General features: G+C 33.7%; 10 protein-coding genes. All 10 read right to left on the minus strand.

Features of this window, described 5'->3' with window-relative positions:
* Positions 1 to 8 precede the first annotated feature (8 nt).
* The 10 genes from OIU83_RS10630 to OIU83_RS10675 all read right to left on the minus strand — a co-directional run bounded on the left by OIU83_RS10630 (position 9) and on the right by OIU83_RS10675 (position 17,502).
* Positions 9 to 731 carry a hypothetical protein gene (locus tag OIU83_RS10630; protein ID WP_264206235.1) on the minus strand — a complete coding sequence of 241 codons (723 nt, stop codon included), beginning with the start codon at positions 729 to 731 and terminating at the stop codon, positions 9 to 11.
* 7 nt (positions 732 to 738) lie between these two features.
* A complete protein-coding gene (locus tag OIU83_RS10635; protein ID WP_264206236.1) occupies positions 739 to 2,952 on the minus strand; it encodes a tail fiber domain-containing protein in 2,214 nt (737 codons plus the stop codon).
* 263 nt (positions 2,953 to 3,215) lie between these two features.
* Entirely contained in the window at positions 3,216 to 4,055 is an 840-nt protein-coding gene (locus OIU83_RS10640) for a DUF6734 family protein (protein WP_319005351.1), read from the minus strand.
* Complete coding sequence (locus OIU83_RS10645; protein WP_264206238.1) at positions 4,055 to 4,627, minus strand: hypothetical protein; 573 nt, start codon at positions 4,625 to 4,627, stop codon at positions 4,055 to 4,057. The genes OIU83_RS10640 and OIU83_RS10645 overlap by 1 nt, the downstream gene beginning before the upstream one ends.
* Positions 4,628 to 4,629: 2 nt before the next feature.
* The gene (locus OIU83_RS10650; RefSeq protein ID WP_264206239.1) at positions 4,630 to 7,782 is read right to left on the minus strand and encodes a tail fiber domain-containing protein; all 3,153 of its coding nucleotides are present in this window, start codon (positions 7,780 to 7,782) and stop codon (positions 4,630 to 4,632) included.
* 93 nt (positions 7,783 to 7,875) lie between these two features.
* Positions 7,876 to 9,003: a DUF5977 domain-containing protein gene (locus OIU83_RS10655; protein ID WP_264206240.1), complete on the minus strand. Its 1,128-nt coding sequence runs from the start codon at positions 9,001 to 9,003 to the stop codon at positions 7,876 to 7,878.
* Between the two features lie 10 nt (positions 9,004 to 9,013).
* Positions 9,014 to 9,880 carry a DUF5977 domain-containing protein gene (locus OIU83_RS10660; protein ID WP_264206241.1) on the minus strand — a complete coding sequence of 289 codons (867 nt, stop codon included), beginning with the start codon at positions 9,878 to 9,880 and terminating at the stop codon, positions 9,014 to 9,016.
* A 375-nt stretch (positions 9,881 to 10,255) separates the two neighbouring features.
* A complete protein-coding gene (locus OIU83_RS10665; protein ID WP_264206242.1) occupies positions 10,256 to 10,528 on the minus strand; it encodes a hypothetical protein in 273 nt (90 codons plus the stop codon).
* Positions 10,529 to 10,705: 177 nt separating this feature from the next.
* The gene (locus OIU83_RS10670; protein WP_264206243.1) at positions 10,706 to 11,710 is read right to left on the minus strand and encodes a phage tail protein; all 1,005 of its coding nucleotides are present in this window, start codon (positions 11,708 to 11,710) and stop codon (positions 10,706 to 10,708) included.
* 89 nt (positions 11,711 to 11,799) lie between these two features.
* On the minus strand, positions 11,800 to 17,502 hold the full coding sequence (locus OIU83_RS10675) for a VWA domain-containing protein (protein WP_264206244.1): 5,703 nt from the start codon (positions 17,500 to 17,502) through the stop codon (positions 11,800 to 11,802).
* Between the last annotated feature and the right edge of the window lie 24 nt (positions 17,503 to 17,526).

Here is a 17,526-nt window from a genome sequence, read left to right on the forward strand (position 1 = left end):
TAAATTTCTTAAATCGCCATAAATGTAAAAGCATTACTATATGCCGAAATATTGCCTGCAGCATCGACAGCTCTTACTGTCCAGGAATTTCTTCCTGAAGAAATACTAGCACCATAAAAATTCGCACTATTTATTGCGGGTGATGCTACATGGAAATTATCATTGTAAACCATATAAGTAACAGGGCTTGATGGGTCTGTTACAATATTCCATGATAGATTAAGGGTTCTGGTAGCATTACTAAAGGATCCATTAAGATTAGGAGCAGGAGGAGGAGTGTTGTCAGTCTTTAGATATTGGTATACATTAGAGAGAATTGATGGGGTAATTGCATCCTGTATTTGATACCAAGTCGTTACTGTAGGCACAACGATACTCCTAGGAGAGGACGGTCCTGCAGTATTTGAAATCCATGGACCAGAGGAAGAGGTACTACTAGACTTTATTGTTAATGCAGAAGTAGAATATCCTGTACCGGATAATGTAAAATAGAGATTTCCTGCGCTATAATTAGTAATTGTAATTGATGGGGCTACAAAAGTGTGGTTATAGCTATAAAATTCACTGATGCCATGTGGTGAAATTTTATTAGGTTTTGCAATACTCGCAGAATTAATATTAGTAGTAGATAATGTCGTTAGAGAGATATTCGTTAATGGTTTACCATCTCCTATATTTTTTTCGATGCAGATGTCACTTATAGATATTTTACCAGATGAATTTAAAGCCATGATTTATTTACTTTTTAGTTAATAAAAAGTCTATTTGTGCTTGTTGCTCTTTTATAGCTTCAATTAAGAGAGGAACTATCTTAGCATAATTTACTGTCAAATAGTTTTCTCCTGACTTAGAAACTTCTGTTCCATCTTCTAAAACTTCTCTGTCAAATGGTGCCATCGTAACAATCTCGGGTAAAATAGCTTGTACTTCCTGAGCAGAAAGACCTAATTGTAAGTTATTAGATTCATAGCCAAAACTTTTTGCCAGATCATTGTTTTCATAATAAAATCCATTTAGCGTTTTGACTTTATCCAATGCATTAATTATAGTACCTTTTTTTGTTTTTAATCTTTCATCAGAATAGTAGGCAATTACATCACCTGTGGACATGATATTATTATTGACTAACAATTGCTTATTTCCATAAATTTCCACATTGGTAGTATTTTGCATCCAGATCCCACCTCCGAACGTGGAGCTATACCAACCAGATGATCCACCTGATCTGAACCATCCATCGCAAGAAAAAGAATTAGCGACACCAGCATCATAACCAGCATAAAATCTTAATCCACTAACTGTTCCTGATGTCCAAATACCAGTACCTATTGCTGTTTTAGTTACACCTGCCTCCATTACCAATAATTGATGGCTTAATCCTACCTTGGACTGATCACCAATATTAGAGTGTGTCCAGGCTAATCCATAACAATTACTACTAGAAGAGCCGTCACTTGATAATTTATAGGCATCACCCATTGCATAAATAGCCTGATATCTTGTGTCTGAATATTTTCCAACTATTCCATAACCATAATCATCATCAATATAAAGATTACCATTTGCTCTTGCCGATCTATCGGAAATTCTAGAAGAATCAACTCTTACCCCATAAGTATTAACCCCATTCCACCCCATGAGTGAGGGAAAAGATGGAGTCCAGGCTATTTGAGAATTAGTATTGTTTATAGTTGTATTATCGGGGGATTGTGTTGAAGATGCATCAAAAATAGTATGACCATTTCCATAATTATTCCAACTAAGTTGGCCTACAACTGCACTTTTTGTGCCATTGGTATTCCAATTAAATCTACTTGTAGAAAGATTAGTTGCCGATACAGCATTAGCATTAATTCCTAAATACTTACTAGCTAGTGATATATTGTTTTCATATAATGTGACACCATAAATTGTATTGAAATTCCAAGATGATGTACCTATACTTCCAGAATTTCCGGATTGATATGGAATTAAACCACTGATTGTTGTCCTGATCCAATCTGTTGTATTCCCGTCTGAAGGTCTTGCCATTCCGTAATACCCATTAGTATTTTCAGATCTCATAAATGAGCCAGCAGCAATACCTCCTACAGTATTTGCATTTCCGGTTATGTTAATTCCCCATGTACCAGATGCCCCTGAACCTGTAGACGAAGCTTTCGAATTTAGTTGCGTTTGAATACTAGAAGTAGCATCATTAAATATCTGTTGATTTGCAGATTGAAATTTTCTAGTTGTTGTTTCATTGATTTGGTCTGCATTATAATCTCCTGTTTGAGCTGCAATTGCTCCATTACGACCAAAGACTGTTGTAACAGCACTAGTTGGTGTAAGTAATTCTTGCCAATCTGCTAAAACTGTAGGATTTGAACCTTTTAGAATGAATGATTTATTTAAATCAGTTCTAATTGCCAGATCTCCAGTTTGTACTTGTAATGCTAACATTGCAGCTTGTGAAGCGATTACAAAGGTGTCATTTAGCGTTATGGAAGGAAGTTGAGAAGAAATTAATTTTCCATCTGTACCAAGTCCGGCATAACCGTTGGCTACATTTTTATTAGCTGCGTTTTCAGGAACAAACCCCAAAGAAGGTTGTTTGGCATTCCATGTTGATTTCTCAGCATCCGTTACGAATCTATTGTTTGGGTCCTGGACGATAATGCTTGGAGCATGACTAGAAGGATGTGTATAATTAGAAAGTGTTCCGAGACGTGTAATTTCACTATCTGAAAGTAAATTTTTACCAGAGACTTTATCAACTTTGCTATTTTGCAAATTTTTCCCCATTTCAGCTGTTAAAACTTTCGCAGTTCCTCCAGTAGTAAGATCGTTGACAAAAAAGATATTTGGATCAATAAATTCCAATTCTCCATCAATGTTTGTAATAAGGATTTTGTCTGGCTGATTTTTTTCTAGATCGGCGACCTTTATTCTGTTATGATTGGTGCTCATTTTATATGTTTTAATTTTTTTTTTGTTATAGCCAGTAGATTCTAAGACTTGTCTATAGTCTCAAGAAGAGTAACAATATTTTTGATAGAAATGAATTTTCAAATAATATTTTCTGTATTAATAGACTAGTGAATAGGATTAACTAATGCATTTGGAGAGTAATGCTTGGAGGTTAATATTGTAAGCTGGTGCCCAATAATTGCTATTACTTTTTTATCTAGTACTGTTATTCTGTAACAAGTACTGTTATCAAATAATGTGTCCTAAGACAATTTTGTATCTTTTAGTTTTAGTAATTCATTTATGGATTCATAATATTCAGGATATGTAGTTTTTATATGTTCATTAAAATTGTTAGCTACTTTTTCATTGTACTTATCAATTAATAAGTGTGTATATCCGGATTCAGTGGCTAATTTATAATTGGGATCGATTACTGTACCTATGGATAATCCCATTTTATCTGCAATAACGGCACAGAAATACTGTTCCCATACAACACATAATTTATCTAATGGAACACAAGTCTTAAAATAATTTTCGTTATTATTAATGAATGTAAAGACAGAATCGCAAAATATTTGATTGAAATCCAGATTGTTGCATCCATAGATGCCTAGGTTTAATGCGTGTTTCCTGTCATGAAAACCAATAGGTAAATCTTTTCCATTCTTTGCTAATAATTCAATATAAGGTACATATGTTTTACTATATGTGTCTATATCAAATGGCTCGAAATTTTGAACATATAATTCATTACTTACAAGTTTATCGGATAATGCTTCGAATAAAATAACATCCAAATCAACATGTATGAAAGGTTCCTTTTGGATACTGTAAGCTTTTATTTTACCTAATGCCCATGAATTCTTATCATATTTGTCTAATTCATCAAGATCGGTTTTAATTGATTCGAATGGTAATCCTAGTTTTTCTATCCACAATTTACTACAGCTATCAGTAACTATTTCAACTCTACCATAATGTTTATGACTATTTAGGACAGATATTATCATGGATGATAACATTAGTCTTGAATTAAACCAATTACCAGGTTTTTTTAATCCGTTACCAGTGTCCCAATAACTATAAACTACTTTCATTATTTAATTGTTATATTAATCGCATATTGAGGACCTGACGATGTAACAGTGCCTCTTAAACTACTTCCAGTATTTGAAAAGTATCCATTTGTACTATTTGACCCTGCTGTCGTGTAAAAATAATTTGATGTAGTTAAGCCCACTGTTGGGGTATATAAATCCAGAACAAATGTTCCATTAGAAAATATCAAATTAGTGTATGACGTATTAAAATTAAATATAGCTCCATGTGCTAATGTTGGAAGTGTTATATAAGCCACATTAGTTCCATTAGCTTTAATTGCCATATATGTAGCACTAATTGTATGGCCTGTCATATTGAGCACAGAACCAGTGTTGACAGTGCCACCGCCTCCACCAGAAGAAACGGCTGTATGATTATAACCTAAAAATTCAGACATTGAATGAGGTGTTAAACCATCGGGTTTACGTAGTGAATTGTTATTAATCGTGCGAATACCACCCGTTGATGCGCTACGTAATGAAATTGATAAACCAGAAACGGGTTTAGGTTGACCAAGTTCAACATATATGTCTCCCATTGATATTGGGCCGCTTGTAGGTAATGCCATTATTATTTTAAGTTTAAATGTTCTAAAATAAATTTCATCTTGTTGTTTTGCTCTTCAATAATTTGTTGTTGTTTTTCAATTTGTGTCTGTTGTCCTTTAATAGCTTCAAACAATACTGCAACCGCATTCTGATATTTAACTGCTTTTGTTCCATCTTCACGAGTAAGTACTAATTCAGGAAAAGTTTCTTCAAGCTCTTGAGCTATGAATCCAATATTATCTTTTTGTTTAGTATCGATTCGATCATAAACAATTCCTCTTGAGGCTTGTATTCTCTCAATTACATTTGCGATAGGTCTAATATTTTCTTTAACTCTAGCATCAGAGAAAGCAGTAACATCTCCGGTTACTGTTAATGAAGCTCCTGTAATAGCTCCTGAAAATGCAGAGAATGCTGCGTAGTTACCAGAATGTAACATATCATACCAGCCTCCCCAAGCAGTATCAATCCCTTTACGTAATCTAAGACCTGGAAGCCCAGAACCGTTGATGCCTGACTCATTTCTAAATGCTAACTGGTAAGAGGAGTCTCCAGTAGAAGAAGAGAGACCATCCCATGGAGCAAATGTCATTACTCCACCATAGTTACCAGATCCACCTACCGTTGCAGCATTAACGAAATCGAAATTTACAGTTCTGGCAAAAGTGTTTGGTAATCTATCACTTAGATTTCTTGGTCCATCAACAAATGATAATCTTCTTGAGGCTGTAGCGGTATCGGCATTTCCAGCCAATGGACCAACAAAAGTAGAACCTGTAAAAACACCAGTAGCACTAATACTTGCAACGTTTGTGTCGGTTAAACGGAATATCCATCCTCTGTTGTTAGCACCATCCATTGTAAGATAGGTTGCCCAGTCTCCACTTACAGCTCCGTGTGTGCTATAGTTTGATGTTGTAGCAAACATTAACCCATAAGAGGGTTTTCCACTTACAGCACTACTATATAAAGATAGTCCTTGACCATTTCCATTTGTTTGTGCTATACCTAAACTTGCGCTGGTGGTTAATCCTGTTGTAATTAAATCACCATTGCCCGCAAAAATAAATTTTGATGATGCATTAGTTGAATTGCCAAAATGAATTCCAATTGAGTCGGTACCATATTGACCAGAAGTTCCTTGAAAGTAGCTTAGACCATATCCATCAGCATTACCAAATGACCAAATTCTATTTCTTGAATTAACAAGATAAGCAGCGGTTTGGTATCCATTGCCTGATGAGACAACTCCAGAGAATGCAGAGTAATTTTTATAGTTATTAGTATTTAATGTAGGATAAACGGTAGTATTTAATGCTTGATTAGGTGTAGACGCATCATTTGTGATGGACCATCCAGTATTCCAATCTGCGGTATTATATCCACCAACGACATTAAAAACTGCAGCTCCAGAATAGCTACCTCCAGATAACCAAACATAAGCTTTACCATCAGAATCTTTACCCATAATAGCATTTATCGAACTGGTACCACAAATCATTACAGCTTTTGGCGAATACCAATTATCAATACTTTCATATAAATAACCAGAAAATTGAATATCATAAGCTTCATAAGATTGATACAATCTAACAGTAAAAGATACCATTTTACCTGAACTTGTAGAGAATGGAAGTTTGACTTTTATACCAGATACAACCCCATTTGTTGTAAAGTATGTTGCAACGGGAGTTCCACTATATGCATTTGATGGAATTGAAGATGTTGTTGTTGCTAATCCTAAAGTGCTGATGAAATTTGCTGGGGTATAGTATCTTAGATATTGATCATTTGATGCGAAAATTCTATTGATAGTATTAGATCCATTATCACCTGATACTGTATTAATCCATCCAGCTTGAATGTAGCCATTACTATCTGTCCTTACAATTTTATTTGATTCATTATTGGTAGCAGAATGAACAGCCAGTCCTCCAGCAGTATTTGCATTTCCTGTTACATTAATTGGCCATGTACCAGATGCACCAGCACCAGCTGTAGAGGCTTTAGAATTTAATTGCGTTTGAATGCTTGAAGTAGCATCATTAAATGACTGTTGATTTGCAGTTTGAAATTTTCTAGTTGCCGTTTCACTGATTTGATCAGTATTATAATCTCCTGTTTGAGAGGTAACAGCTCCATTACGCCCAAAAACAGTCGTTACAGCACTATTAATTGGGATAGTGATATTTGCTGTTCCATCAAAGGATATCCCGTTAATCGTTCTTGCAGTTGTTAGTTTTGTAGAAGATAAAACATTTTTAGATGCATCTGTAGTATTGTCTACATTGGTTAAACCAACTTTTGTTTTATCAAGCGTTTGCCAAGTCTTATCACCACGAAGATATTGTGCTGTTGTACCTATTGCTATAGTTTGTTCTTTAGCATTTAATTGTGCTTGAATTGAACTTGTGGCATCATTAAATATCTGTTGATTTGTAGATTGAAATTTTCTAGTTGTTGTTTCATTGATTTGGTCTGCATTATAATCTCCTGTTTGAGCTGCAATTGCTCCATTACGACCAAAGACTGTTGTAACAGCACTAGTTGGTGTAAGTAATTCTTGCCAATCTGCTAAGACTGCAGGATTTGTTCCCTTTAGAATGAATGATTTATTTAAATCGGTTCTAATTGCCAGATCTCCAGTTTGTACTTGTAATGCTAACATTGCAGCTTGTGAAGCGATTACAAAGGTGTCATTTAGCGTTATGGAAGGAAGTTGTGAAGAAATTAATTTCCCATCTGTACCAAGACCCGCATAACCATTGGCTACATTTTTATTAGCCACGTTTTCAGGAACAAACCCCAAAGAAGATTGTTTTGCATTCCATGTTGATTTCTCGATGTCAGATACAAATCTATTACTAGGATCTTGTGCGATAATACTTGGAGCATGACTAGAAGGATGTGTATAATTAGAAAGTGTTCCGAGGCGTGCAATTTCACTATCCGAAAGTAAATTTTTTCCAGTGACTTTATCAACTTTGCTATTTTGCAAATTTTTCCCCATTTCAGCTGTTAAAACTTTCGCAGTTCCTCCAGTAGTAAGATCGTTGACAAAAAAGATATTTGGATCAATAAATTCCAATTCTCCATCTACGTTTGTAATAAGGATTTTGTCTGGCTGATTTTTTTCTAAATCGGCTACCTTTATTCTATTATGATTTGTGCTCATTTATATTTTTTAATTGCATTATAAAGTGATGTATAGTATTTGATTATTAGATGTTAATTTTTTGAATAAAATTATACATGTCAATTTCATCATTTATGTAACGATTAGTGTCCCATTAATATCAAATGGTTTATTTAACTCAAATCGATAGATACTAGAGAAATATGAGCCAATAAACATATATAAACCATTATCACTAAAATGTATAGATTCAAAATTCCCTAACGCGACAATTGATGAGATGTCTAATGATTCTGTTGTCACAACAGATGATAAGTCCCATGCAGTAGATAAATTCTTTTTAGTAACGATTCGAGCATTACCATCGAAAGTAAAGAGACTAGTACCGTCATTTTTAAAATAGATATCATAACCTTCAGATGTTTGTTGTAATGTTTGTGTTAATGCAGCTGTTGTTATGTCCCAGGCAGTAGCCAAGGTATATCTTTGGATATTTTTCCCATGACTTTTTAAAAACATGTATATACCATTATTACTAAAATGTATGTAATCTAAGGTAATTGGAATAGATAAAAAGGTAACGTATACTGCAGTACTAATATCCCATGCAGTGCTTAACGTATAATATAAAATACTATTTGAGGTTGTACCTCCAACATACAATTTTGTACCATCGGGAGATATGTGATGGCCATGAGGTGATGACTCCCCATTTTGATTAATTGTTAAAGATTTATTTAAATAAGTAGCAGTTGTAACATCCCAAGGAGTACTTAATCTATATTGAGCAACGGAATCCGGACCATTATGCAAAGTTGTATATAGCATTGTTCCTGTTGGATCAAACGACACACACATCTGTTGTAGTAAATCGGTTTTTACATTGTTGCTGAATGTGATTTTCGTTGGAATAATACATATTCCCCTATTATTTGCATATTCTTGTGCACTTGCAGCCAACCATGAATCTGCTTGAGCATTGGCATCATCAACGCTTATTTCTGACACAAATAACTTTGCATTAGCCGTAAGTGTAACAGCGCTCCCGATTTCTCCACTAGAACAATTATTTTTTGTTTTAGTCAGCGTTCTTACTGTATTATAATATCTCGGACTAGGTGTACAAGTCACAGTATCTAAAATAGGTGCTATGTAATCTGGATCCGTGGTTATATTTGTTTTTGTTGTCCCAGCATAGCTATTGTCATCGATGTAGTATAACTCTAGTGAAGCAAAAGATTTATATCCTGTATTTCCCATATTTTATATTTTAATAAGTTATTACGATTCGCCCTGTAGAAGAGCTTTTAGTGAATGTTACATACCCAATATTTGTAACGGCATTTACATCATTTACCCAATTAGGTGGTTTAGGAATGTGTTTGGAAAAAGTTTCTTTTTGGACTTGAGTTCCTCCAGTATTTATAATGTCATATCCTACTTTACTCATTGTTCCCCCCAAGTAGGTAGTAACTTCGATATCTATATTTCCGGTACCTACAGAATTGAACCAGGCACCAGCCATTCTTACTTGTATCGTATTTAAGTTAGGGTAATCGGTAGTCATCTTACTAAAATTGACCAGGCAACTTTCGACGCCATTTGATTGCGTATTATCACCAGCCCACATAATATAAGAGTCTGCAGCTAATTTACCATTAGGGAGTTCATTTCCTTGTTGATGCCCATATCCCATATATTTATTATCCCATTCTGTACCCGTATTTATAAATCCGGTGAATGTATCAAAATCTACTCCAGCTCCTAATGCCCATTTATATCGAACTACCATGTAATTAAAATTCGATAAAGTTGTTGTGGGCTCAATTATACAAGTAGGATTTATTCCTCTCCATGCAGTAATACGCCTACAAGTTCCAGAATTATTTGCATAGGCTTGTACATTTGTAGTTAACCATGCATCGGCTTGTGCATTTGCATCTGCAATACTTATTGTTGACGCAAATTGGTTTGCATTAGCAGTAAGTGTTATCGTATTTCCAGTAGATCCAGTAGCACAATCATTCTTTGTTGCTGCCAACGTTCTTACTGTATTATAATATTTTGTTATTCCAGTAATATCTGGATTGGATTGCTCTAATGAGGCAAAAGATTTATATTCTGTATTTTCTTCCATACTTTTTTAAATAAACGATTATGTGTTCTATCTGGTTGTAATATCTTTTCTTCTGAGACAGTCAAGAATATTATTAAGTAGTGATATTATGCAGTTTTTATGCTAGAGGATTTTTTACTTCGGTATGTGAGTACCAATACTAATGCTAGGGGAGAATCAGCACTTTATTTGGATTGATATTTTGTCAGAATTAAAAGAGGATAAAATTTTAATAAAATCAAAAAGGATCAAGTTAAACAAGCTGATAAATTTGTGATTTTTATGAATTGTAAAGACATGTTTGTTTTAGAATTCAAAAAATATCACCCAATTAAGTATCCATATATGAAAAAAATATTTCTTCCAACAAGTAGAATCCTTTATATCACCAGATGTTTATTCTTCCTCTCGTTTTACAATTTCACCTGTTTCAATATTAACTTGAATATCGCCATATTCTTCTTTTATTTCCTTTTCTAATTCAGTAATCTTTTGTTGTTGGTCAGATATATGATTTAGAATATCAGCCTTTTGAAATTCATATTGAATAGATAGTTCTCCTAGCGACATTCTTGCCTTATCGATGAAAGTTCCAAAATCCTGTAACCTCTTCAATTGTTCTGAATTTATAGTATTGACTTTTTCTTTATTTATTTTTACTGCTTTCATTTTTGTTTTTTATTTATTTTTTGAGAATAATATTTTAATAGAATATCACTTTAGTCCCCTAAAAATTAATTTAGGGGCTAGTTATATTCATAATTAAATGCTTTTAAATAGTGTTTAATATTCTTTTAAAAAAGATGGATGATTAATCTAGATAATTATAGATTTATTTTTGTTCTTTTATATTAAAGGGGATTCTCCATAAGAAGAAATATAATAGTACATCGCCAAATATGGACTTCTGGTGATTATAGGCTGAGCAGAACCAACAGAAGCTGTAACACCAGTAATACTAGTTGCAGATGCTGCTAAAGTTGCATCAGGGGTTGTAATTGCTTGACAGTATGAGTCTTTGGAAACAGCTAGAATACTTTCTTGAGGAGCACTCTCATCAGCATTTAGATTACTACAATTAATAGCCACTGCAAGAGAGCCAACACCATGAGTATGTGCGGGTAAATTATTCTCAGTTAAAACAGTTGCTTCACTACCACCAACACTTCCTAATACTATATTTGTAGTTGGCTGAACAATTGAGCGTCCGGATAAATTTGGCGTTTTAAAATGCGTTGTACCGTTACCTCCATAGGTAACACCAATTACAGAAAATAATTGAGAGTACTCACTAATTAATAATTCCTGCCCTTCGCATTTAAGCCAGCCTTTTGGGCCAGTTGGAGAGGCTAAACATTTTATTTCTCCGATATATGGTTTACCAGCAACGTTAGTAATGTCTGTGTTACCAGGAATAGGACCAGTATTTTTATACCAATAATCAATCTCTATATTTCTAATTGGTACTGTTGCAGAGAATGTAATTACTGCTGTCGCATAATTAATAGTGTAATCCTCTTTTTCAAGAAGTAGCTGTCCATTTTTAAATGCCTGAACACTAAAGTTAATAGGCGATTTTTTTAAAAAGATAGTAGTGCCATTAAAATTATTGAAGTATTCTTTATTCGGTAAATAACAGTTACCCGTAATAATACCAATATTTTGTAAACCGATTTTTAATAGAGCCGGAGTTACATAATGTTGGTCATCGGTTCCTGTTTCGACCATTTGAAAATTGGCTTTGTCTTCATCTTTATGAACGAAACTATCAAAAATTTCTCCGAAATCACTCTGTGAAGGGATATCACCGTTTTCAAATTTGTTGCTAATGCTAATTCTGCTTGTTGCCATGTTGTTTTAATTTTATTTTCGTGCTATAAGTATTTATTTGATCAACCAGTTTTAAAGACCAATGAAATTATTCATTGGTCTTCTTTAATTTAGAGCGTTAGGATTTTTTCTTCGCTGCTATACATACCTGAAGAATTTTCAGAGACTACCTTGAAATGATGGTAAACTCTTTCGCCATCTTCAGTTTTAATGATTAATTCATCTGTTGTTAATTTGGTCTGCTGTAAAGGCAGAGTTATAGTTTCATTATTAGAAACAACCTCATGAATCTTATCCCAATTTCCCTGGTTATTCATCTTGTAGAGATGATATTTACCATTATGAGTTGTTTTTTCCCAATTAAAAATAACAGGTTTTAAGATTGCCCCATTTGTTCCTGTAGGAGCTCCGGTAGCTTTTATTACTGGTGATTGGGGTAAAATAGCATCAGCAATCACTGTGGCAGTAATTTTTGATGGTTGGGATGGCGTATAATCAATATTAACAACAGGATTCAAATCAGTCGAACTAGGATCGGCATATTCAATTTCGCGAGAAACAGTAATTCTATAAAAAAGCCCATCTCCAAAAGGGATATTTTCTAAATCTTGGAATTCATCATATACGGTCCAGGTATTATCAAAATCGGTAGATAGAGTATCTTCTCCAATTAATATTTCCTTAACAGGAGACATGGTTCTTATCGATTGTGCATTTAGCATCGAAGTAGCACGATAGATGTTTATTTTCTTGATTTTATACTCCGGTTGATATGCATTTAATTCTATCTGGATGGCAGGTTTGATTCCTAAAACAGGGTTTTCTAAAACAGGCATGATTCTCTTAATTTCAGGAGTTTGAGGAGGATTTGAAGGCACTAATTTAACAGGGCCCCAAAATGCGCTAAATTCACTAAAATTCATTTTAATATCCATTTCACGTACTCCATAGAAATAAACGTTTTGAGAGTTTCCATCGAGATTAAAATCCGTAAACTGTGTTCTGTTTTGCGCTGCATTTGTGATTTTCATCATTGGCGCAATATCAAAATCTGGATCAGTAGGTTTTAAAGTATGTCCATTTTTATCCTTGATCGTCTGTTTTTTATTGATAGGTACATAACTATTATCATTAATATAATCATAGATAACAGGTACTTCGGTAAGAGGTACAAATGCGGTATGAATAGCTTGTTCGATAAAATGAATGGCTAATAGATTCTTTTCTACTCCTTGATCAGTAGAGATTAATAGCTGATTAAGTGCTGTTAATCTATCAATTTCCGGTACTGTTTTTCCCTGCGACTTGTTATGCCATTTAATAAAATCATTAATCGCGTCCTTTAATTGTTCATTATCCGGAATAGGAAAGTGATATTTTTTATCCGGTTCTCCTACAAGTGGGAATGTTCCATAATTTGCTTGTGTTTCGAGATCATTAAAGTTTAAAAAGTTTTTCCATCTGTTGGCAAAATAAATTTCATCATTACCACCAAGTTTTTTTAGCTCTTCGCGGATTGTATTAATGGTAGTTCTTTTATATAAAACACTTAATAAAGCTTCATCATTGGCTCTATAATGTAATACACCATAAGGTTTATGAGTATATTTGCTTGTAAGCGTAAAGGTAGAACGGTTAAAGAAATCCGGTCGGGTAGCATATAAACCACCTTCTACTTCTTCGGGTTTAACAGGTTCCTCAATTTTTACAGCATACATAGGACTTGGCACACTAATTTTTGAATCATAGTTGAACAAATTAGAGTGACTACTAATTCCGAAAATTGAATAATGGGTACTTTCGTCTTCTCTAGGAAGAATGTTTGCCGAGGTTAAACCATATGCAGGATTGGCAAAAAGAGATACTTTATAACTTGGATAATAGTTTGCTTTTTGTTCACCAATTATGATTTCATCATGAGCTGGATCCATTATGTAATTGCCACCCTCTTTTAATTTAAAACTGGTGTCATTGATATAGAGTACTAAATTTCCCGTACCTCCAATATTCTCTGTTAAAACTACTTTAAACTCTTTTCTGGATTTTACCGGAACAGTGTTTCCTGGTTCCACCGAGCTCTTTGTAAATAATCGAACAGTACCATTAGACCATTCTACCGAATTTTCAACATTTTCGCCTTTATATTGTGGATGTTGAGGTAGATTATAGCCAGAGAAAGTCAATTTATATAGTCCCAAATGTTTCTTTTCGGGTAATCGTATTGGATTTTCATTAACATCTAATACATATTTTCCGTTTACATCCATTTGATAAGCATCTTCAAGAGCTCTTTCAATTGTTGCTGGTTTCCAAATTCCTCTTGTTTTTTCTATTTGTATGTCTCCACTACCTTGACTATCCTTAGGTTGGATAGTTTCTCTATGAACAGCTTTTAAATTTGTAGGATATTCAACTTGAAAATTAAGTGGTCCTGGTTGATGCCAATTTGATGGTGTTAACATATTTTCGACCAAAGCACATAAGCCATTTTCCGGCATTTTAATAGCCTTTATTTGCTCAGAATCTACTGTAGCTTCCCCTTCTGCAAGAACACTATCACTAACTTCTTTTTTTAGAACATGAACATTTGCATAGTCAAATTTGCCTAGAGAGTCGTTAAAAACAGCAACTTTATCGATAACATAGTTTTGATCTCCAATGGTTAGAATTCCACCGATAAATCTATCTTTATTAGTGGTATTTAATGTGACATTAATTTTTTCACCACTGCTAAGAACTGTGTAATCTTTAATTTTAATAATTGAAGTAATATCATTTTCGGTATTGTTTTGAATGTTAGTAATTTGTGCATATTCTATTTGAGGAAGACCATCTCTGTAATAGAGCTTAAAATAATCGGCAAATATTTCTTCATTATCAGGATAGATAGTATTAGGTTTTTCAGCATCTTCCTGCGTCATACCAGTAGGAATACTATAGCTTAATAATTCCTGAATAGAATAATAATCATATAGGATTCGAATAAAAGTTTTATCTGTTCCAGTAATCTTTTTTAAGCGATCCTGTTCCATTTTTGATGTAAACATCAATGGATTTTCCGGAGTAATCAATAGTGTATTAATACCACTAGGAGGCATTAAGGTATTTGTAGGCTTAATATCAGATTCAATGCTTATTTGCCTACCGGATGTGGCTCTCGAAAAAATATTAATACCATATCCCTGATATACATATGTATTTTTTCCTGTTTTTTCCTGACGGATATTTAAAATTGATTTTCCTGTTTCGGGAATGATAATTGGTGCCGGTTCGTAAGATGATCTTTCTAAATCTTTATTGACATTGTAATAGTCTGAATCGTATGCCAGTTCGGGTTTTACCCATGTAGGATCAATATTTTTAATTTTATAATCTACACCTACATAAATAGGAAACGTAAATGTACTTCCATCATATTCCAATGAAGAACTAAAGAAATCAGTATCAATATCATAATCCTTTATGTCGTCCATGAACAAACTTACATACCTTTTTTTTCCATCAAAGCTATACCCATTTGGATCTGTAATTTTTGCAGTTTCATCTTCCTCTGAATCTATATTTAATCCTGGTACAATTTTGCTCAACTGCACTGGAAGAGACATGCGTTCTGTTGCAACAGAAGTTGGAATACTCATAGAAAGATGTTGGACTTCTACCGGCTCCAAGCCACCTTTTAAATCTTTAAAAGTTGTATATTCTGTAAGATAAACAAATTCCCCAGATAGAATAGTACTATCGATATCGATGCAACCAAGTCCTAACATACGTGCAATATGATAATCATTTGCAGCAATGTTTAATAAATCCAAATTAGATATTTCACTGGTATTTGGAGTTCCTTCTACTGTATCTCCAAAATTAATAGTTTCTAAAGCAGTTGGGTTATCTGGAATCTCGCTTAATTCAATGTAGCTTTTAAGAACTTCCTTAATATTTTTATCACCATCTACTGTTGCACGTTGCCATTTATCTTTGTAATTATTGATATTTACATATTCACCATCATTGTATTTTAACCATTTTCCATGAACAGCATTTAGCTGCGGCTCTAATTGTTCAAATACTGTTGTATCGTTTTCACTTAATGCATATTTTCCCTTTAAATCCCAATTTCCATTATCATTTGCATGTTGAATAAAATCGGAATAGAATTCAAAGTTGATTCCGTTTAACATACAATTGCTAGCTTTAAAGCGTATGCTTCTACCATTTTCGGCTACTAGGCGAACTGCATTTATTTGAGTCGAAGAATATGTTTTACGGTTAGTAACTCTTTTTGCAGCTGTAATAGTATTCTCTGCTACAGACAAGGTTTCTAATCTAACAATACTAGAACTACTTACAGAGTTAAAGTTTAATTCTGCGGCAAAAAATAATTCATTCTTGTTTTCAATTTCGATAACATTGTTTCCGTAAGCCTGAATAAAACCTGTAGGATTTGTTAATGGATTAATACTAAGTTTTACTGATAAGTATTTTTCCACGTTTCTAAAATAAACATAAAATGATCTTGCAGGGTTAGCTGTTTTGTAAACCCATAGCGCATTACTATTATCTATTGACTGTGGTTTCAGACTCAAATTTAAAGTAGAACTAATCTTGGTGTAAGGAGCTCTGTACACTTTTACGAAATCATCTGGTTTATTAAAATTAGATTTTTCACCTGTAAATAAATCTCCTTTCGGAAGGTGTTTTTCTCCTAATTCTCCAGCCAATAACCAACGGAGGTGTATTCCTTTTGTACTGTCAATTCCTTTTGAACCTGCAGCAGTAATTTGCAAACTAGTCGATTGTAGTGATGTCTTAGGCGAAATTTCAACAACCGGTTTCTTTATTACATTAAAATTGATAGTAAATTTATTGTGGTTGATGACTTTTTGCAGTGCAATTAATTCCGAAAAATCACCATTAACTAGAGGTGTGCCATTAATTTGAATTGCAACTTCCAATTGAGATTGAGCCTGTATAATAACTGTATCTCTTAGAGTGAGGGTCAAGCCATTTAAAGCAGCCGAAATATGAATTTTTGTACCAGCAACCAGTGTTAAATCAACTAAACTTTTATTTTTAAGTACCAAACTCCCAGTTTCTTGATTGACTAAAGTTCCTTTGGTCAAAACAGGGTAGACTAGTTTATTTTCTACAATAGATACTTTGGCATTACAACCTATATGAGCATTAACTAAATCAGTAGTAAGCTGGTTTAACTCAGTACCCAAAGTAAGAAAATCACCGCGTCTTAAATAATCTGAATTTATAGCAGAAATAGTACTGGTCTTCAACACAGCTGTTCTACCTAAATAAAAATTAAGAGGCTTTACTAATTCTGCAAATGTTACTGAATCATTACCTGTTACTCCATAAACAAAAATACGTGATTGTTGACTCAGATCATTGTATAAATTTTGAAGTACGCTTGTATTGTTTACCTGTAAACCATCGGTTACAATAACAATAATATCCGGAGTGACAGGTAAATTATTAATAAGCTCTATACCAGATGCCCAATAATCGGATTGCGGATTAATTTGTCTTGAGCCAAATGAGTTGACCCAACTTAAAAAATCGGTTTGATTACTTGATATTTTTTTTTGAATAATATGGTCAGATCTTAAATTGCCATCATCATTCGACATTCCGATTAACGACAAAGTGGTATTACTCTGAGCTTGAGAATTGATAAATGAAGTTAAGCCATCCCGTATTTGCTTTGCTTCGTTTTGGTTAATCGAACCCGATTCATCGACAACGATAGCTATATATGTTTCGCAACCCGAGAATTGGCTCTCTTGAAGATTTATAGAACTCATTTTTTTCTTGTTTTTAAAGATTTA

This window comes from Flavobacterium shii, assembly GCF_025847235.1.
Classification (GTDB): domain Bacteria; phylum Bacteroidota; class Bacteroidia; order Flavobacteriales; family Flavobacteriaceae; genus Flavobacterium; species Flavobacterium shii.